Source organism: Lentzea sp. NPDC059081 (genome assembly GCF_042738015.1).
Taxonomy (GTDB): Bacteria; Actinomycetota; Actinomycetes; order Mycobacteriales; family Pseudonocardiaceae; genus Lentzea.
In genome coordinates this window covers 85,039-103,250 of record NZ_JBHYGW010000005.1, presented here as the reverse complement: position 1 = coordinate 103,250, position 18,212 = coordinate 85,039, and the positions used below count along the sequence as shown (strand labels likewise).

Annotated in this window: 19 protein-coding genes and 1 pseudogene; 3 read left to right on the top strand and 17 right to left on the bottom strand. The window is 72.9% G+C overall.

What is annotated here, in order from left to right; all coding sequences use genetic code 11:
- Positions 1 to 52 precede the first annotated feature (52 nt).
- Positions 53 to 1,234: a PP2C family protein-serine/threonine phosphatase gene (locus tag ACFWV3_RS13600; RefSeq protein ID WP_382411425.1), complete on the bottom strand. Its 1,182-nt coding sequence runs from the start codon at positions 1,232 to 1,234 to the stop codon at positions 53 to 55.
- 90 nt (positions 1,235 to 1,324) lie between these two features.
- Between ACFWV3_RS13600 and ACFWV3_RS13595 the strand changes: the two genes are divergently transcribed.
- Both ACFWV3_RS13595 and ACFWV3_RS13590 read left to right on the top strand, forming a co-directional pair.
- Positions 1,325 to 1,819 (top strand): MarR family winged helix-turn-helix transcriptional regulator, encoded by a 495-nt coding sequence (locus tag ACFWV3_RS13595; RefSeq protein ID WP_382411424.1) that lies wholly within the window; start codon positions 1,325 to 1,327, stop codon positions 1,817 to 1,819.
- 148 nt (positions 1,820 to 1,967) lie between these two features.
- The gene (locus tag ACFWV3_RS13590) at positions 1,968 to 3,212 is read left to right on the top strand and encodes a PP2C family protein-serine/threonine phosphatase (RefSeq protein WP_382411423.1); all 1,245 of its coding nucleotides are present in this window, start codon (positions 1,968 to 1,970) and stop codon (positions 3,210 to 3,212) included.
- 2 nt (positions 3,213 to 3,214) lie between these two features.
- Here ACFWV3_RS13590 and ACFWV3_RS13585 read toward each other — a convergent pair.
- From ACFWV3_RS13585 to ACFWV3_RS13550, 8 genes and pseudogenes are all read right to left on the bottom strand, one after another.
- A pseudogene (locus tag ACFWV3_RS13585) lies at positions 3,215 to 3,463 on the bottom strand (RNA polymerase sigma factor); the annotation flags it as partial.
- A 92-nt stretch (positions 3,464 to 3,555) separates the two neighbouring features.
- Positions 3,556 to 4,317 (bottom strand): IclR family transcriptional regulator, encoded by a 762-nt coding sequence (locus ACFWV3_RS13580; RefSeq protein WP_382411422.1) that lies wholly within the window; start codon positions 4,315 to 4,317, stop codon positions 3,556 to 3,558.
- A gap of 125 nt (positions 4,318 to 4,442) precedes the next feature.
- Positions 4,443 to 5,390 carry a cyclase family protein gene (locus ACFWV3_RS13575; protein WP_382411421.1) on the bottom strand — a complete coding sequence of 316 codons (948 nt, stop codon included), beginning with the start codon at positions 5,388 to 5,390 and terminating at the stop codon, positions 4,443 to 4,445.
- Complete coding sequence (locus ACFWV3_RS13570; protein ID WP_382411420.1) at positions 5,383 to 5,616, bottom strand: hypothetical protein; 234 nt, start codon at positions 5,614 to 5,616, stop codon at positions 5,383 to 5,385. The genes ACFWV3_RS13575 and ACFWV3_RS13570 overlap by 8 nt, the downstream gene beginning before the upstream one ends.
- Positions 5,617 to 5,635: 19 nt before the next feature.
- Complete coding sequence (locus ACFWV3_RS13565) at positions 5,636 to 7,054, bottom strand: TRAP transporter large permease subunit (RefSeq protein ID WP_382411419.1); 1,419 nt, start codon at positions 7,052 to 7,054, stop codon at positions 5,636 to 5,638.
- Entirely contained in the window at positions 7,054 to 8,400 is a 1,347-nt protein-coding gene (locus tag ACFWV3_RS13560; protein ID WP_382411418.1) for a DUF1932 domain-containing protein, read from the bottom strand. Before ACFWV3_RS13560 ends, ACFWV3_RS13565 begins: the two co-directional genes overlap by 1 nt.
- 153 nt (positions 8,401 to 8,553) lie before the next feature.
- On the bottom strand, positions 8,554 to 9,021 hold the full coding sequence (locus tag ACFWV3_RS13555) for an SRPBCC family protein (RefSeq protein ID WP_382411417.1): 468 nt from the start codon (positions 9,019 to 9,021) through the stop codon (positions 8,554 to 8,556).
- A gap of 134 nt (positions 9,022 to 9,155) precedes the next feature.
- The gene (locus ACFWV3_RS13550; protein WP_382411416.1) at positions 9,156 to 9,827 is read right to left on the bottom strand and encodes a TetR/AcrR family transcriptional regulator; all 672 of its coding nucleotides are present in this window, start codon (positions 9,825 to 9,827) and stop codon (positions 9,156 to 9,158) included.
- A 71-nt stretch (positions 9,828 to 9,898) separates the two neighbouring features.
- On the opposite strand from ACFWV3_RS13550, the gene ACFWV3_RS13545 reads away from it, so the two are divergent.
- Positions 9,899 to 10,762 carry an NAD(P)H-binding protein gene (locus ACFWV3_RS13545; RefSeq protein WP_382411415.1) on the top strand — a complete coding sequence of 288 codons (864 nt, stop codon included), beginning with the start codon at positions 9,899 to 9,901 and terminating at the stop codon, positions 10,760 to 10,762.
- Here the strand turns inward: ACFWV3_RS13545 and ACFWV3_RS13540 are convergent.
- Genes ACFWV3_RS13540 through ACFWV3_RS13505 form a run of 8 tightly spaced genes read right to left on the bottom strand, consistent with a single transcriptional unit; the run spans position 10,745 to position 18,209 of the window.
- Positions 10,745 to 12,319: a hypothetical protein gene (locus tag ACFWV3_RS13540; protein WP_382411414.1), complete on the bottom strand. Its 1,575-nt coding sequence runs from the start codon at positions 12,317 to 12,319 to the stop codon at positions 10,745 to 10,747. The two genes, ACFWV3_RS13545 and ACFWV3_RS13540, sit on opposite strands and share 18 nt — an antisense overlap.
- Positions 12,320 to 12,341: 22 nt before the next feature.
- Complete coding sequence (locus ACFWV3_RS13535) at positions 12,342 to 12,926, bottom strand: bifunctional 4-hydroxy-2-oxoglutarate aldolase/2-dehydro-3-deoxy-phosphogluconate aldolase (RefSeq protein ID WP_382411413.1); 585 nt, start codon at positions 12,924 to 12,926, stop codon at positions 12,342 to 12,344.
- Entirely contained in the window at positions 12,916 to 13,686 is a 771-nt protein-coding gene (locus ACFWV3_RS13530) for an IclR family transcriptional regulator (protein WP_382411412.1), read from the bottom strand. The genes ACFWV3_RS13535 and ACFWV3_RS13530 overlap by 11 nt, the downstream gene beginning before the upstream one ends.
- A gap of 1 nt (position 13,687) precedes the next feature.
- Positions 13,688 to 14,668 (bottom strand): Gfo/Idh/MocA family protein, encoded by a 981-nt coding sequence (locus ACFWV3_RS13525; protein WP_382411411.1) that lies wholly within the window; start codon positions 14,666 to 14,668, stop codon positions 13,688 to 13,690.
- On the bottom strand, positions 14,665 to 15,540 hold the full coding sequence (locus tag ACFWV3_RS13520) for an SMP-30/gluconolactonase/LRE family protein (RefSeq protein ID WP_382411410.1): 876 nt from the start codon (positions 15,538 to 15,540) through the stop codon (positions 14,665 to 14,667). The genes ACFWV3_RS13525 and ACFWV3_RS13520 overlap by 4 nt, the downstream gene beginning before the upstream one ends.
- Positions 15,521 to 15,694 (bottom strand): hypothetical protein, encoded by a 174-nt coding sequence (locus ACFWV3_RS13515; protein ID WP_382411409.1) that lies wholly within the window; start codon positions 15,692 to 15,694, stop codon positions 15,521 to 15,523. Before ACFWV3_RS13515 ends, ACFWV3_RS13520 begins: the two co-directional genes overlap by 20 nt.
- Before the next feature lie 11 nt (positions 15,695 to 15,705).
- Positions 15,706 to 16,713 carry an ABC transporter permease gene (locus tag ACFWV3_RS13510; protein ID WP_382411408.1) on the bottom strand — a complete coding sequence of 336 codons (1,008 nt, stop codon included), beginning with the start codon at positions 16,711 to 16,713 and terminating at the stop codon, positions 15,706 to 15,708.
- A complete protein-coding gene (locus tag ACFWV3_RS13505) occupies positions 16,710 to 18,209 on the bottom strand; it encodes a sugar ABC transporter ATP-binding protein (protein WP_382411407.1) in 1,500 nt (499 codons plus the stop codon). Before ACFWV3_RS13505 ends, ACFWV3_RS13510 begins: the two co-directional genes overlap by 4 nt.
- Positions 18,210 to 18,212: the final 3 nt, after the last annotated feature.

The following is an 18,212-nucleotide window of genomic DNA, read 5'->3' as shown; positions in this document are numbered from 1 at the left end:
CGACGCGCCCGCCGGATCCGGTCGTCCAGCCGGATCGGGCCGGTCAGACGGGTCAGTCGCCGGTCGTGCCGTGCCAGTCGAGGCACATCACCATCGCGTCGTCCTCCGCCGTGCCGGTCGTCCGGTGCCCGGCGAGCTGCTGGAGCACCTCCCTCGGCACCTGGGCGGCGGGCAGCAGCCGGGTCAGGTTGATCGCGCGGGCCAGCGACCGGGCGCCGTAGCGCTCGCCGGCGGGGGACGCCACGTCGTACACGCCGTCGCTCACGAAGATCAGCCGGTCGCCGGGCTGGACCTGGAACTGCTCGGCGGCGTAGGGCGTGTCCTCGAACATGCCGAGGGGGAGCTGGTCCTGGAAGCCGATCTGCTCGACGGTGTTGCCGCGCAGCCGCCACATCTTCGGTGAGCCCGCGTCGATCACCTCGACCTTGCCGGTCCCGAGCTCGAACCGCAGGAGCAGGACCGACACGTGCAGGCGGCCGCCGTACTGGCCGTAGACGGCCTGGTCGGCCAGCGCGGCCTGGTCGGCGAGCGGGACGCCGGCGCGGCGGGCGTTGCGCAGGGCGCTGATCGCGAGGTTGGTCAGCAGCGCGGCGTCGAGGCCCTCGCCCATGCCGTTGGTGAGCGTCAGCGTGAGGTGCTCGGCGGAGGTCGACCAGTCGAAGTTGTCGCCGTAGATGGCGTACGCGGGCTCCAGCTGGGCGCCCAGGTCGTACTCGGCGCCGCGGCACGACCTGCCCGGCAGGAGCTGCCACTGCATCTCCGCCGCGAGCGTGAGCCGGGTGGCCCGCCGGGCCTGCAGGTACAGGTCGGTGTCGCGTTCGGCGATGACGATCTCGTGGCCCAGGGTCATCGCGATCGTGGCGAGCTCGGCCAGCTCGCCGGGTTCCGGCACGTCCGGCAGCTCGACCACCAGCACGCCGAGCCGGTCGCCGCGGACCGTGACCGGGAGGTGGGCCGTGGCGGACGGGCCGGGGCGGCGTTCGACGAACGGCTGCTGGGCGCCGAACGCCTGGCCGGGCGTGCTGCCGTTCACCGGGATCGGTTCGGTCGTGTAGGGCAGCTCGGCGACGGGCTGCAGCATGGTGAGCGCGTAGTCGGCCAGGAGCAGGTCCACCGCGTCCGCCCGGAAGAGCTCCCGCAGCTGCGCGCGGGCGACGGTCAGCAGCTCGTGCGGCTCCGCCGTGCGGAGGGCCTGCTCGACGGCCAGATATCTGTTCTCGGCTGGGGCGGCCACGGGCTTCCTGCTTTCTGCGGACGGGTGCCGGCCGCGCTGGGTGGGAGGTGGAACATGACACGGACGAGGCGATGATGCGACAGTGGGCACGTGAACCGCATACGGCCGCACGCCGCCGTCGACGACGTGCTCCAGGTTCTCACCCAGGTGGTCGAACAGATCGAGGTCATGTGGGAGCGGAGCAAGGACGTCTCGCCCGCCCCGATCTCGGTGTCCCAGCTGCGCGTGATGTTCGTCCTGGAGCACTCGGCGGGCACGAACCTGCGCGCGCTCGGTGAGGCGCTCGACGCCGCGCCGTCGTCGGTGAGCAGGCTCTGCGACCGGCTGCAGGCGGTCGGCTTCCTCGAACGCGGCCTCAGCGCCACGAGCAGGCGCGAGGTCGAGCTGTCGCTGAGCGACCGCGGCAGGGCCTACCTGGACGACCTGCGCGAGCGGCGGCGCGAGCACCTGCGCGACGTGGTGGACGCCCTGCCGCCCGCCGCCCGGTCGACGCTGGTCAGCGGGTTGCGCCGGTTCCGCGACACGGCCGCCGCGGTGCACCCGCTCGAGGACGGCCACGACGGGGCCGGCACCCAGACCGCCTGACAGACCGGCCCCCTCACGACCCGCCGGGACTCCCGCGCCACGACACCGCCCGCGGTGAGCCGCCTCTGCTAACGTTTGCCGGGCGACAATAGTTCAGGACGGGAACGACTCGGCGGTCAGGGCGTGGATGGCGACAGATGAGGCTGCGGTGCGCCGGTGGTTCCGCCGTCCGCGGTTCCGGCGCCCGGTGACCGCCGACCTGCCCGTCTCGTCCGCCACCGCCGGTGACGTCGGCGGGCTGCGGGCGTTGCTCCGGTCGCTGTGCGACGACCACGGCGTGGACGTCGAGCTCCGCGCGCGGCTGGTGCTCAGCGCGACCTTCCTGGCCCGCGACCACCTGACGACCGAACCCCTGGCCGTCCACGCCCGCGTCGCGGCCGGCACGACGCTGGTCGTGGCCGTGCCGCTGCGCGCGCCTCTCGACCACGCCCGGTCGTTCACGCTGCCGTTGCTCCCCGAAGCCACCGACGAGCTCGCCGCCGTGTGGCACCTCCCCACCCACACGGCCCCCGCCGGCGGAGCGGGCGCGGCAGACGACCTCGGCGCGACCGAGCTCGAACTGGTCGCCAGCCTCGCGCGCACCGACGTGCTGGAACGCGAGCACCGCAAGCTCAAGCAGGAGCTGTCCGAGACCAACACCGGCGTGATGGCGATGTACGTCGAGCTGGAGCAGCGCGACGAGCAGCTCCGCCGCGCCCACGCCGTGATCTTCCGCGAGCTCGAGGACGCCCTGCGCCCGCCACCGCCCGACGTCGCCGGCGTCGAGCTCGCCGTGCACTACGCGCCAGCCGACCGGGACGCGCCCACCGGCGGTGACCTCTACGACTGGTTCGTGCTGGCTGACGGCACCCTGCAGATCACCGTCGTCGACGCCGTCGGCCACGGTGTCACCTGCACCCGCAACGCCCTCACCGTCACCCACACGATCCGCACGCTGACCCGCGAGGGTCACCCGTTCGAGCACCTGGTGCGCCGTGCCGCCGAGATCGACGACGGCCTCATGGCCACCGTGCTGCTGGCCCGGTTCGACCCGCGCACCGGCGAGCTGCGCCTGGCCGGCGGCGGCCACCCGCCCGCGCTGCTGCTGCCCGCCACCGGCGAGCCCGCGTACCTGCCCGCGCCCGGCCGCGGGGTCGGGTTCCCCGACCCCGGCAGCACCGAGATCCACCACAGCGTGCTGGCGCCGGGAGACCTGCTGCTGCTCTACACCGACGGGCTCGTCGAGAGCCGCGGCGACGTGGACGAGGGCGAACACCGCCTCGTGCACACGGCGGGCGTCCACGCGGAACGACCGCTCGGGGCCGCGCTGTCGGCGATCGTGCACGACATGCACGACGTCGTCGTGTACACGGACGACACCGTCCTGCTGGGCCTGCGCTTCGAGGGCGCCTGACGTCACCCGAGCCGGTCGCGGCGGCGGGTCAGCTCGGCGGCCTCCGCGGCGTTGCCCGCCAGCTCGACTGCCCTGTCGTAGGCGTCCCGTGCCTCCGCCGTGCGGCCCAGCCGGCGCAGCAGGTCGGCGCGGGTGGCGTGGAACGGGTGGTAGCCGGCCAGGCGCGGTTCGAGGCGGTCGACGGTCGCCAGCGCCACCTCCGGTCCGTCGAGTTCGGCCACCGCGATGGCCCGGTTGAGCGCCACGACGGGTGTCCCCGATGAACGCGTGCGTCTCGGCGTCCCCCGTGCCCAGAGGGGCGCAGTCGCCCAGTCGTCAGGCGCGCGTCCCGACGGGCGTTCCGTCAGGGGATTCGGCGCGAGATCGCGATCGCCGCCCGCCGCAGCTCCGCCCCCAGCTCCGGCACCCGCTCCTCCGGCACGTCGGCGGCCGTTCCGGTGACCTGCACGGCCGCGGTTGCCTCCCCGCCGGACGCGGGTACGGGCGCGGCCACCGACGCCATGCCGGGCTCGCGTTCGCCGCGGGCGTGCGAGTAGCCGCGGGTGCGGATGGTGGCCAGCTCGGCCACGAAGTCGTCGCGCGAGACCGCGGAGCCGTCGGCGTAGGTGTGGGCGGTCAGCTGGTCGAGGAACTGTGCCAGCTCGTCTTCGGGCATCTGGGCGGTGAGGGCCTTGCCGGCGCCCAAATGCAAGGGGAGCCGTTCGCCGATGGGCAGTTCGTAGCGCAGGGGAGCGGCGCCGCTGACCCGCGCCAGCACGACGCGGGACCAGCCGATGCGCTTGAACAGCGACGCGGTCAGGCCGGTCGCCGCCGCCAGGTCCTGCAGCACCGGGCGGGCGGCGTTGAGCAGGGGGCTCGTCGTCAGGTAGGCGTGCGCGCCGAACACCAGGCCGACGCCGGGGCGGTAGCCGTTGGCGTCGCGTTCGACGCGGCCGCGTGCTTCGAGGACGCCCAGGATCCGTTGTGCCGTCGGGATCGGCAGGCCGGCCTGGCGGGCCACGTCGGTGAGCCGCAGGGCGTGGTGGCTGCTGTCGATGACCTCGAGGATGTCGATGGCGCGTTCGAGCGACCGCATGCTGGTCGCGGGCTTGGCCGGCTCGGACATGACGCCTCCTGCGGAAGATCGCTGACGACGCCATCCTTCCACACAGTGGTAACGCCTTCCGGGAACAGTGATCTACCTCAGGGATCTACGTCAGGGATCTACCTCAGGGATCTACGTCAGGGGACCTACCGCAGGGCCGTCGCGTTGGGCGGCGAGCCGACGCCGCCGACCAGGTGCAGCGGCTTCACGACGACGAGCGCGTCCCACCGGCCGTGCGCCCGGCTGTCGGCGACCAGCTCGTCCAGGTTCCACAGCTCGCCGAGCGGGACGCCGAGCTTCGCGATCAGCTCCTGGTGCATCATCCCGGCGTCGTCGGGCGCGTCGGCGAGGAACGTGTCCGCGGCGACCGGCAGGACCTCGACGGCGAACGTGTCGGTGGCGAACAGCGCGACCCGGTGGTCCCACAGCCACGCGGGCAGGTCGCGGGTCTGCCGGAACCCGGTCGCCCGGCGCGCGTCGCGGACCTCGGCGCGCACGGACGGGTCCGCGTCCAGGAACCAGCGGGCCCACCCCGTGTGCACGAGCACCAGGTCACCGGGGCGGACGTCCTCGCCCTGCGCCTCCAGCGCGCGGTCCAGCAGGTCGACGTCGAGCACGGGACCGAGCCGGTGGTCCAGCCCCTCGGCCACGTCGATCACGACACCCCGTCCGGCGATCGGCTTCTCCGCCCACCGCTGCACGCCGAGCGCCGGGCTCCCGGCCCGGATCTCCGAGTCGGGCACGCGGTTGTAGAAGCCGTGCCCGGTCGCGCGGCGGTGGCGCAGGCCGTCGACCTGCGACGTGGCCTGGAGGTAGAACTCGCGCAACACGTCGTCGCGCGAGTTCTCGTGGGACGACAGCAGCTCGTGCCGGGGAGCGGACCTGGCCCGGGCCATCGGCGGGTCGAACGCGTCCAGCGCGTGGTCGAGGCTGAACACCGCGCCGCGCGTGACGGTCGCGGCGGCCGCCGCTACCTGCGCGGCCTCCGCGAAGTTCGCCGTCCCGCGCTCCGGGTCGTCGCGGAAGACGCCCCAGCTGGCACCGGGCGGGTCGCGGTCGAGCAGGTCCGCGTACGACGGGTGGCCGTCACTCACTCTTCTGCCCGTACGACAGCGCGAACGACAGCAGCCCGGCCACGGAGGCGCCGCCGAACGCGTACGGGGCGAGCGCGGTCGACCAGGCCCTGGCCGCCGTGGCGTCCCCGGCGATCAGCGTCGCCGCCTGCCCCACCACGACGGCGAGGCCGGCGAGCAGGAAGAACACGACCGACAGTCCGAAGAGGACGGAGACGATCCCGGACGTCCTTGTCTCGGTGTGCATCAGGTTTCTCCTTCGGGGATCAGACGGGGAGCACGCCGACGGCGATCAGCACGCCCATGACGAGGATGGGCAGGCAGTAGTACTTGAGCAGCGGCATGAACGTCTTCACGGGGTCGACCCGCGCGATGCCGGCGGCGACGTAGATCGGCGCGCCGGACGGCGGTGAGGCGCCCTCGGTCGAGGCGAAGATCAGCACCGCGGCGGCCGCGACGGGCGCCGGGATCCCGGCACCGATCAGGGCGACGACGGCGACCGGTCCGATCGCGGCCATGGTCGCGCTGGCGGTGAGCGGCACCGCGGTGGCCACGATGATCACGCCGATCGCGATCGCCATCAGCCATCCCGGCGCGTCGAGCCCGGTCAGCACCGACTCGAGCTGCCCGGCCAGACCGAGGTCCGCGAGGACGTTCGACGCGGCGAACGCGGCCACGATCGTCACGCCGATGACGCCGAACGACGGCGCGGCACCGGTGATCGTCGTGCGCCAGGCCGACGCCGTGCGCGGCAGGTGCCGGCGGCCGAGCACCAGAACGAGCGCGATCATCAGCACCGGGATCCAGGTGACCAGGCTGATCACGTCCGGCATCCCGTAAGGCTGGGCGGCCAGGCTGGTGCCGTCGGCGAGCTTCACCGGCTTCTTCAGGTCGTCGGCCACCCCGGACCAGCTGCCGACCAGCGACGCGATCGGGCCGCGGGTGAGCAGCAGCGGCACCAGGATCGGCAGGAACAGCAGCAACGACGTCCAGCCGGTGCGCAGACTCCGCCGCACCGGCAGCAGGTCGTCCGGCGACATCGGCTCGATCCCGTTGCGCCGCACCAGGAACCACGCCAGCACGATCCGGTAGCCGAGGCACCACAGGCCCGCGAACGCCAGGGGCGCGACGATCTCGTCCGGCTGCATGACCCCCTGGGCGGCGAGCCCGCCGACGAGGATGAACATGGTGGCCGAGAACGGGAAGCTCACGCCCATGCCGGCGCCGCCCGCGACGACGGTGGCCGCCAGCTCGGGCTTCACGCCGGACCGCTTCATCCACGGCACGGTCACCGACCCGACCGCGGCGGTCACGGCCGCGCCCACGTGGGCGATCGCGCCGAAGACACCACCGGCGACCGTCGCCGTGTAGACGGAGCCGCCGCGCAGCCGTCCCAGGAACGAGTTCAGCAGGTCGATCAGCCGGTCCAGCACCGGTGTCCGCGCCAGCAGGTAGGACATGAACACGAACGCGAGCCCCGCGAACGTGACCTCCTCCTGCATGGCGTCGAGCAGCGCCTCGCCGATCGAGTGCCAAGCCGAGCCGCCCTCGACGCCGCCCACCACGGCGAACCCGCACACCGCGACGAACCCGAGGATCATCGACTCGCCGATGTTGCGCTTCACGACCGCGTTCCAGAACACGATCACGCCGACGAACGCCAGCAGCGCCCAGACGCCCGTCATCACGCTGTCCCGGCGAGGATCGCGGTGCGGCGGCGGGCCTCGTCGGCCTCGACGGCGCGCCCGGCGAGCAGGCTCGCGGCGGCTTCGGCCGCGGGCACCACGATCACCCCGTCGTCGTCGCCGACGACCAGGTCGCCCGGCTGGACGACCACGCCTCCGACCGCGACCGGCACGTCCACCTGGCCCGGCCCGTTCTTGTACGGGCCCGCCGCGCAGACCCCGCGCGCCCACACCGGGAAGCCGATCTTCTCCAGCTCGACGACGTCGCGCACGGCGCCGTCGACCACGATCCCGCGCACGCCGCGCAGCTTGGCCCGTTCCGCCATCAGCTCGCCGAGCAACGCCCGCGTCACGTCGCCGCCGCCGTTGACCACGAGCACGTCGCCGGGCTGGGAGGTCGCGATCGCGCGGTGCAGGGCCAGGTTGTCGCCGTTGCGCACCCAGACCGTGCGGGCGCGGCCGACGACGCGCGCACCCCGCCAGAGGGCGTGGACGGCGCCGTCGAGCATGCCCATGCGGTCACGGGCGTCGCCGATGTTCGCCACCGCGAGCCCGTCGAACGCCGGCAGCAGGTCGTCGGTGGGCCGCAGGGCCGCGTCCTCCGCCGCCCGGTGCAGCTCGGCGGCTGCCCGCGTCATCACCGGCCTCACTCCCAGAGTGTCGAGCAGTTCGGCCGCCGCCGCCGACTCGCCCGCACGCCGGGCCGCGTGCTTGACCGTGCCGTCGTGCAGCCGGTTCAGCGCGGTGTCGCCGCCGGAGAGCTCGCGGGCGATCTGCTCGCGCACCCACGTCTCCTCGCCGGCCGCGCGACCCGCGGCGACCGACTCGACGATGAGCGCGCCCAGTCCCTTCATGAACGTGCTGCGCAGCAGCTTGCGCGCGGAGGCGTCGCCCGCGGCCCCGCCGATGTCCTCCGCCGGGGCGCCCAGCGCGGTGAACACCTTCACCGCCCGCGCCGACGCGGTCCCGCTGACGACCACCGAGGTCGCGGCGCCGTGCGCGGGCACCGACCCGACCACGGCGACGTCGGCGAACCGGTCCTCGCCCACCACGCCGGCGATCCGGCGCTTGACCTCGCGGGCCGCGGTGTTCAGGTCCGCGTAGACGACGTCGACCGCGAGGTGCGGCGCCACGGAGACGGCGGCGTCCTCGGCGGCCTTGCCCCCGACGAGGCTCACCACGAGGCCCGCGCCCTGAACCGCCGCCTGCGGGGTCGCGGCCCGCACGACCCCCGGCGGTGTGGCGGCGGCCACCGGGTCGTAGCCCGTGACCGTCCAGCCCTGCTCCACCAGACCGGCCGCGTACAGCGCGCCGGCTTCACCCAACCCCAGGACAGACGCCCGCATGCCGCCTCCGTAGATTTTCATACAGTGGTAACTTCTCTCGCTAGACGGATACTATTGCCGCGAGATGAGAAGTTCGTCAACCCTGGGTTGAGCGCGGACAGCAAAAAAGGCCGCGACCCCCGTCGGGGTCGCGGCCTTTCGGCTACAGCTCGGTCAGACCTGGCCGGGACGGTCCACGTCGCCGCGCCACGCACCGGTCTCGCTGCCGTTGCGGTGCTCGATGAACTCCTTGAACCGGTCGAGGTCGCCCTGGACGCGGCGGTCGAGGACGCCGAGCTTGTCGGCGACGTTCTCGACGAAGCCCTCGGGGTCGATGTCCATCTGCACGGTGACGCGGGTGTGCGCGGCGTCGAGGCGGTGCACGGTGACCACGCCGGCGTGGTCGGGGCCGGAGTCGGACCGCCACGCGACCCGCTCGTCCGGGTGCTGCTCGGTGATGGTGGCGTCGAACTCGCGCTGCACGCCGGCGATGCTGACGGTCCAGTGGGTGCGGGTGTCGCCGAGCTGGTCGATCCGGTCGACGCCCTCCATGAAGCGGGGGAACTCGGTGAACTGGGTCCACTGGTTGTAGACGCTGGTCACGTCCGCCTCGACGTCCACGGACTTGGTGATCGTGCTCATGACGTGCGACTCCCTGCCGTTGAGATCGTGGGTGGTACCTGATCCAGCGGTACCCGCTCCATCGACTCAGAAACGACGCAGCCGCGACGTTCTCCGTGATGTTCTCGACGTCGTTCCGAGGGTTCGAGGCGTCCTCAGGTCCTGGCCAGCCACTCTCCGAGCAGGGCGCGTTCCGCCTCCGTGAGCTGGTGCAACGCGGGCAGGGCGCGGCGGACCGTCTCGGTGACCGAGGACGTGGTCGCGGGCTCGCTGGTGAGGATCTCCCGCATGAGCGTCTCGTACAGCGCGTCGGCGAGGCCGGGGTCGCGGTCCTGCGGCGCGGTGGCGAGCAGGGTGATCATCGCGCCGGTGCCGGCGGCGTGGATGAGCTCGACGGCCCGCCGTTCGTCGACGCGGAGCCGTCCGGCGGCGGCGACCCTGGCCACGCGGGCTCGCAGGATCTCGATGCCGCTGGTCATCGCGGGGGACCGGGCCGTGCGCACCGGGTCCAGCAGCAGGCTCAGCAGCTCGGGGTTCGCGAGACCGAAGCCGAGGTGCGTCTCCCACCCGGCGCGCAGGTCGGCCACCGGGTCCTCCAGCTGCGCGGTGGTCGCCTTCTCGGCGACGTAGCCGGCGAAGACGTGCTCGGCGACGGCGTCCAGCAGGGCGTCCTTGTCCGCGAAGAACCGGTAGATCGTCGGCGCCTGCGTGCCCGCGGCCTGGGCCACCGCGCGGATCGTGACCGCGGCGGCTCCCTGCTCGCGCAGCAGCTGGGCCGCGACCTCCACGACGTTCGCGCGGGCCCTGTCCCGGTTGTTCTCGACCACGTTGCCGATCCTACCGATCTGTTGCTAACGTCGATAGTGACAGCGTTACTACCAACGTTAGCGAGGCTGGGATGATCATCGTCACCGGAGCGACCGGCAAGCTCGGCGCACAGGTCGTGGAGCGGCTGCTCGACCGGGTGCCGGCGAGCCGGGTGGGTGTGAGCGTGCGGGACGTGAGCCGGGCGGAGGCACTGGCGGGGAAGGGCGTCCGGGTGCGGCGCGGCGACTTCGCGGAGCCGGGCTCCCTCGCCGGTGCCTTCGAGGGGGCGTCCGCGGTGCTCGTGGTCTCGGCGGGCACCACCGGTCCCGAGGCCGTCCAGCAGCACGTCACCGCGATCGACGCCGCCCGCGCGGCCGGAGCGGAGCGCGTCTTCTACACGAGCCATCAGGGCGCGGCGGCCGGCTCGCTCTTCGAGCCCATGCCCGACCACGCCGCCACGGAGGAGTACCTCGCGCGGACGGGGACGTTCACGTCGCTGCGCAACGGCTTCTACGCCAGCACGGTGCCGCAGCTGCTCGGCCAGGCGCTGACCACGGGCGAGCTCGTCGCGCCCGCGGACGGCCCGGTGTCGTGGACCGCGCACGCCGACCTCGCCGAGGCCGCGGCCGTCCTGCTGGCCGGTGAGGAGCGGTTCGACGGACCCACCCCGCCCCTCACCGCGCCGGAGGCCTTCGACCTCGGCGACGTCGCCGCACAGCTGACCGAGATCACCGGACGCACGATCCGCCGGGTCGTCGTCGAGGACGAGGAGTGGACGGCGTCCCTCGTGCGGCACGGCGTTCCCGAGGCCCAGGCCACCCTGCTGCTCGGCATGTTCCACGCCTCGCGCCGCGGCGAGTTCGCGACGACCGGCGACCAGCTGGAGAAGCTGATCGGCCGGCCGACGACCCCGTTGCGCTCGATCCTGGAGGCGGCCTCAGAGAGCGCGCACTGAGACGTTCGCGAACGACGTGCGACCCGTTCCCGTCGAGCTCTGCAGGCCGACGTGGCTCTCCTGCGGGATCAGGGTCGGGTCGACCACGGACAGGACCTCGCGGCCGTTGTCGAACAAGGTCAGCGTCGTGCCGCGGACCACGAACCGCAGCGCGTGCTTCTCACCCGCCACGATGTCCGACGCCGAACCGACCCCGGCGAGCTTCGTGTTCGCGCCGCCGTCCATCACGCCGATCGCGTACTTCTGGCCCCACGACGCGATTCCCGCGTAGTAGTAGGAGTCGCGCATGGTGTAGCGGGCCATGAGCACGGCGTCCCGGTCCGCCACGGCGGCGCTGCGCGGCGTCACGTCGGCCGAGAGCTCGTAGTCCAGCGCGCGGAGGAGAACGTTGCCCTGCAACGTCTGCGTGCCGGACGAGTTGCCGAGGGTCGTCGCGCTGCCGTCCCGCACCTCGAACGACGCGCCGCTCGGGATCGCGGTGCCCTGCGTCATCGTCCACTTGGCGGGGTCGACGATCGGCAGCCGGTCGCGCCACACGGCGAGCTGGATCGTCTCGTTCCAGCCGGGCCGGAAGTTCTTGACGTTGTAGAAGACGTGGTCGGAGCCGTTGTGGGTGACGACGAACGTCCGGTACACCATCGAGTCCTCCGGCCCGCCGGTCACACCGAGGTCGAGGTCGAGGTTCGCGCGGGTGAGCTCCCACCTGACCCCGTCGCGGGACAGCAGCTTCCCGCCGCGCGACGGGTAGTCGGCCTGCCAGCCGACCACGCGCATCTCGTAGCCGCCGTCCCTGGTGCGGCGGATGTTCGGCCCGCCGATGCCCAGGGACGCCCAGCCGCCGTCCTTCATCGGGCGCAGCACCGGGTTGCCGGCGTACTTGGTCCAGGGGCCGGCGGGGTTGCGGGCCGTCGCGTAGCAGATGTACTCCGGCTCGCCGCCCGCCGACGCGATCTTGCCCGCCGTGTACCAGATCTTCCACAGGCGCTCGCGGTCGTCGTAGAAGAGGGAGGAGTTGTAGATGTAGTCGTCCTCCCACGGCATCGTGGACTCCAGGACGACGCCGTGCTTGGTCCACGGGCCTTCCGGTTTCGCCGCCGTCGCGTAGAGGACCCGGCCCTTGCCCGCCGCGTCGATGCCGAAGTACGTCATGTGCCACGTGCCGTCGAGGTACACGACGCTGGGCTGGTTGAGGTTGTTGTGGTCGGCGTCGATCGAGCGGCTGAGCACCGGCTCTGCCTTCTTCGTCCAGGTGACGCCGTCCTCGCTGGTGGCGTAGCCGACGTAGTACAGCGAGCCGTACCAGAGCTTGAACCTCGGGCCGCCGCCCTGGTTGTAGACGAGGCACGGGTCCTGCAGCAGGGAGGTCTCCCACGGCAGGTCCTGCCGCATCACGGTGCCGCGGCGTTCCCAGCCGCTGACCGGGCCGAAGGTGTCGCGCAGGAGCTCCTGCCCGGCCCGCACACCCGGTTTCGCCGCGGCCGTACCGGGCTGGAGCAGGGGAGCGGCGGCCAGTGCCGCTCCAGCGCCTAAGAAGACACGACGAGAGTGCTGGGACATCGTTGTACTCCGTTCTCGCGGGTCAGGAAATGAGCGAGGACAAGGCTTCCGGGGTGAACGAGCTGCCGAACGAGACCGCACGGGCTCCCGCGTCGAGGAACGACCGCGCGTTCGCGGCATCGACCCCGCCGGTCGCCACGAACCGCACGCCGGGGAACGGCGCGAGCAGGGCGGTGAACCACGCGGGCGTGAGCACGCTCGCGGGAAACGCCTTCTGCCACCGGAACCCGGCCGCGAGCGCGGTGCCGACCTCCGTGGCGGTGGCGACTCCCGGCAGGTGCGGCAGACCGCGTTCGACACTGGCCGCGGCGACACGGGCGTCGAAGCCGGGCGCGACGGTGAACTGAGCTCCCAGCGCGGTGACGGCGTCGAGAACGTCCAGGGACACAACGGTTCCGGCGCCCACGCTGACCCCGGGCACCTCCCGCGCCCACGCGACGGCGGCCGCCAGTGACGCGGTGGACTCCTCGCCGTGCCAGGGAACCTCGATCAGCGCCACGCCCTGGGCGGCTCGGCACAACCGCACGGTGGTCTCGGGGTCGTGACCGCGCAGGATCACCATGGCCGGCACCGCGGCGAGGTGCCGCTCGAAGAAGTCAGCCGACATGACGGCGCACCCCCGAGGTGCCGTCCCAGCCGAGGTGCTGGGAGATCTCCGACGCCAGCCGCCACAGCAGCGGCAGGTGCCGCTTGAGGCGGTCCAGGGGTTCCAGGGCGCACAACGCCGTGATCGACACCCCGGCGTGGACGGTGCCCGTGTGGTCGCGCACGGGCACCGCGATGCAGGCCAGCACGCTCTCGTGTTCGCCGTCGTCGACCGCGTACCCCTGCTTGCGCACCCGCGCCAGGACCGCCGCGAAGTCCGACGGGCTGGTGATCGTCGACGCTGTGAAGCGCTCGAACCGCGTGGTCGCGAGGATCGCGTCCCGGCGTTCGGGCGCCAGGCCCGCGAGGATGGTCTTCGCGACACCGGCCGTGTGCACCGGCACCGGCGCGCCGATCCGCGACGCCATCCGCACCGCGCCGTGGCCCTCGACCTTGTCGACGTAGACGATGTCGGTGCCGACCACCTCGGCCAGGTGCACGGTGTGGCCGACCTCGCGCGCCAGCCGTTCGAGCCGGGGCCGCGCGGCCGCGCGGAGGTCCATCCGGTCGAGGCTCTCCAACGCCATCCCGATCAGGCCGAACCCGATGGCCCACGTGTTGTCGTCGAGACGGCGCACCAGCCGGTGGCGTTCCATCGTCTGCAACAGCCGCAACGCGGTGGAGCGGTGGACGTCGAGCAGCCGCGAGAGGTCCGAGAGCCGCGACGGGCCGCGGGCGCAGGCGTCGAGGATTACGGCTGCGCGGTCGACGGACTGGGACATGTCAGCTCCTCCCGGCCTCGACCTCGACGAAGGCGCCGCCGTTCGCCACCGACTCCGCCGCGGCGAGCACCACCGCCAGGTCCTCGAGTCCTTCCGCACCAGGCACGACGGGTGCTCTCGACGTGGAGATGGCGCCGAGCCAGTCCTCGATCATCAGCCGGTGGCTGTCGTAGTAGTTCTCCTTGCCGAGGCGCTCGGTGCCGGCGGGAGTCCAGACGTGGCACCCACCTTCGTCGTTGTCGTAGTCGACGACGACGTCCAGCCGGCCACCGCTGCCGAGCACGGTCGCCTCCGCCTGCGCCGCCGGTCCCGGCACCGACCAGGTGAGCAGCGACTGCGCGACGACGCCGCTCGCCATCCGCAACGTGAGCGAGACGGTGTCGGCGTTCCCGGTGGCGGACACCGCTTCCACCGCGCCGCCGAGCCGCCGCAGCAGGCTCACCTGGTGGGTGCCCTGGTCGAGCAGGATGCCGCCGGACGGTCCGCGGCCGTGCCGCCAGCCGTCGCGCACCCACACCCCGCCGACCCGGTACGCGCGGGTGGACCGCAGTGCGAGGACCTCTCCGATGCGACCGGCCTCCAGAGCCGCACGGGCGTCGGCGACCGCCCGCAGGTGCGGGTAGTTCTCGGCCACGGCCAGCACGAGCCCCGTCCGCTCGGCGGCCTCCACCATCGCCCGCGCGTCGGAAAGCGTGGTGGCGAAAGGCTTTTCGACGAGCACGTGGCACCCGGACCGGAACGCCTCCAGCGTCACCGCGGCGTGCAGGTGGTGCGGGACGCGGACGTCCACGGCGTCGACCTGGATCTCCCGCTGCGCCTCGGCCAGCGAGCGGAACGGCCGCGCGCCGGTCAGCCCGGCGACCGCGGCGGCACGGGCGGGGTCGGGGTCGATCGCGGCGGCGAGCCCGCCGAGGGCCGGGTAGACGGAGCGGGCGACGATCTCGCCCATCGCGCCGCACCCGACGAGCGCCACCTGAGTCACGACGCTTCTCCTTCCGGCCGGTACCGGTCCACCGGCAGCCCGGCGACGTCCACGTCGACGGCGAAGAGCTTCCCGGCGTGGGGTTCGGCGGCCGACTGCTCGGGCGTGAAGCGTTCCTGAGACGTGGTGACGAACAACGTCGTCAGGTCCGGGCCGCCGAAGCAGCAGCTGCTGACCTGCGTGGCCGGCACGTCGACGCGGGCGAGGACCTCGCCGTCCCGGCTGAACCGCACGACGGCCGAACCGCCCCACAACGCCACCCACAGGGCACCTTCGGCGTCGATGCTCATGCCGTCCGGGGCGCCCAGCGCCGGGTCGATCGCGAACGCCGGCTCCCGGCCGTCCGGTGTCATCAGGTCGACCCGGTGGGTGGGGGTGTCGATGTAGAAGAACTCGTCCGGGGTGCGCCAGGCGAGGCCGTTCGAGATCGTCACGCCCGTGAGCACGGGCACCGCCTCGGCGCCTTCGAGGCGGTACAGCGTCCCCGCGCCCGGCGTGACGTCGTGGGCCATGCTGCCCGCCCAGAAGCGGCCCCGCGGGTCGGCGGCGCCGTCGTTCATCCTGGTGCCGCGCCCGCGTTCGGGCTCGGTCAGCTTGCGTGCCGCACCGTCGGTGGCCAGCCGGGCGAACCCCAGCTCGCTCGCCACGACCCAGCCGTCGTCCGGTTCGGCGCACGGCACGACGGCGCCGACCATCTCGCCGAACGAGTACGTCCGCACGGGCAGCAGCCGCGGTGGCGCCCACTTCGCCCGCCGGACCAGCCCGGCGTAGACGTCGACCCACAGCAACTCCTGCCGGACGTCGTCCCACACCGGTCCCTCGGCGTGTTCGGCGCGCTCGTTGAGGCAGATCTCAGCCTGGTAGGTGCGCACGGTCCCCCTGTCCGATCCGGAACGACGTGTACGAGCGGGCCGGGAACGTGTACGTCGTCGTCCCGGTCAGATCCACGGTGGACTGCTCGGGAACGGTGTCGCGCGGGTTCCCGGCCGGGGCGAAGGCCAGCACCGCGAGCAGGACGCGTTTCATGGTGGCCCTCTTCAGCTCTGCAGCCGCTCGGACCTGCGAGCGCGCAACCGGTCGGTGACGATGGCGACGGCCAGCACCGCGCCGAGCACGATCTGCTGGTAGTAGGGCGAGACGTGCAGGATCACCAGGCCGCTGTTGATGCACACGAGCAGGATCGCGCCGAACGCGACACCGAGGACCCGGCCGACACCGCCGCTGAGGCTGATCCCGCCGATCACCGCCGCGGCGATCGCGTTGAGCTCCCAGCCCACCGCCACCCCGGGCTGGCCGACCGTGAGCCGGGCCGTGACGAGGATGCCGACGGCGGCGGCGCAGGTGCTGCTGACCACGTAGGTGAGGATGATCCGCCGCCGGGTCCGGATGCCGGCGAGCCGCGCGGCCTCGGCGTTGCCGCCCACCGCGTACACCTGGCGGCCGACGTGCGTGCGTTCCAGGAAGAAGAACGCGGCCACGCACGCGCCGACGAACAGCAGTGCGGGCACGGGCACACCGGCCAGCCGGTACTGGGCGATGCTGCCGAACGCGTCGCCGATGCCGTCGATCGGGAAGCCCTGGGTCAGCGCGAGCGCCGCACCTCGGGCCGCCACGAGGGTGACCAGCGTCGTGACGAACGGTGGCAGGCCCAGGAACGTGACCGCGAAGCCGTGCACCAGCCCGATCGCCACGCCGGTGAGCAGCGTGACGACGATGGCCACGACGTCGGGCAGTCCGGCGTGGACGTTCAGCCACGCCGACCAAACGCCGGAGAGCGCGACGACCGAGCCGACCGACAGGTCGATGCCGCCGGTGATGATCACGAAGCTGACGCCGAGCGCGAGCAGCCCGTACTGGGCCAGGTCGACGCCCATGGTCTGGAGGTTGTCCCCGCTCGCGAAGTTCGGGTTGGCGAAGGAGAAGGCGGCGAACACGACCACCACCGCCCCCACCACGCCGAGCTCCTTGACGTGCAGGAACGAGCCGGCGAACCCGCGCTCGGGCGCCGTTCTCGCGAGCGCGGGCTCAGTCCGCGTGGTGGTCACCTGCTCACCTCTTCCGGAACGTCGTTGGCGGCGGTCATCAGCGCGTTCTTGCTGTAGTCGCGGCGCTCGAGAGTGGCGGTGGCGCGGCCGCCGGCGAGCACCACCGTCCGGTGCGCCAGCCGCATCAGCTCCTCCAGCTCGGAGGAGGCGATGACGACCGCCATGCCCTGCGCCGCGAAGGTCTCGATCAGCGCGTAGATCTCGGCCTTCGCACCGACGTCGACACCGCGCGTCGGTTCGTCGAGCAGCAGCAGCTTCGGGCGGGTGGCGAACCACCGGCCGAAGATCGCGCGTTGCTGGTTGCCGCCGGAGAGGGTGCCGATCGGTTGTTCCTGCGTCGCGCACCGCACCCGCACCGACCTGCGCACCTCGTCGGTGAACTCCTTCTCGGCGCGCGGTCTGAGGTAGCCGCGCTTCGCGATCCGGGGGAGTGAGGCGAGCGAGATGTTCCAGCGGACCGGGGCGTCGAGCAGCAGCCCCTGGTGCTTGCGGTCCTCCGGGATCAGGCCGACGCCCGCCCGCACCGCGTCGGCCGGGTGCTTCGGCGCGTAGGGCTCGCCGTCGAGCGACATCGCACCGGCCGTCGTCGGCAGCGCGCCCATCAGCGCGTGGATCAGGCGGCTGCGCCCGGACCCCATGAGCCCCGCGACGCCGAGGATCTCGCCGTGCCGCACCTCGAAGCTCACCGGGCCGATGCCGGCGGCCTCCAGGTCCCGGACGGCGAGCACCGTGCCGTCGCCCGCCGGGGGAGGGTCGCCGTCGACCAGGACCTCGGCCTCGTCGCCCGCCATCGCCGCGATCATCGCCCGGTTCGTGGCCTGTTCCGGCGTCAGGTCTGCGACCAGCCGTCCGTTGCGCAGCACCACCACGCGGTCGGCGATCTCGCGCACCTCGTCCAGCCGGTGCCCGATGAAGATCACCACCTTGCCCTGCGCGGCGAGGTCGCGGGCGCACCGCAGGACCCGGCGCGACTCGACCGGGCCCAGCGCCGACGTCGGTTCGTCGAGCACCAGGACGGACGGGTCGCGGCCGAGCGCCTTGGCGATCTCCACGAGCTGGCGCTGCGCCACCGACAGCCGGGCGACGGGCCGCCGCACCGGGATGTCGGCGTCGATGCGGGCGAGCATCGCGCGGGCGGTCCGCTCGGTGGCCCGCCGGTCGAACAGCACGCCCTTCCCGGCGTGGCGGCCGAGCAGCAGGTTCTCCGCCGCGGACAGCTCGGGCACCAGCGGGAACTCCTGCGACACCATCGCGACGCCGAGCTCCTGGGCGTGCGCCGGGTCGCCGTTGCGCAGCTCCGCGCCGCCGATCACGACCCGGCCCTCGTCGGCCGCGGTGGCGCCGGTGAGCACCTTGATCAGCGTCGACTTGCCGGCGCCGTTCTCCCCGAGCACCGCCACGACCTCGCCGCCGCGCAGCTCCAGCCGGTCGACGTTGAGCACCTCGACCGTGCCGTACCGCTTGCGCAGCCCGGTGGCCTCCACCCGAGCGGTCACCGC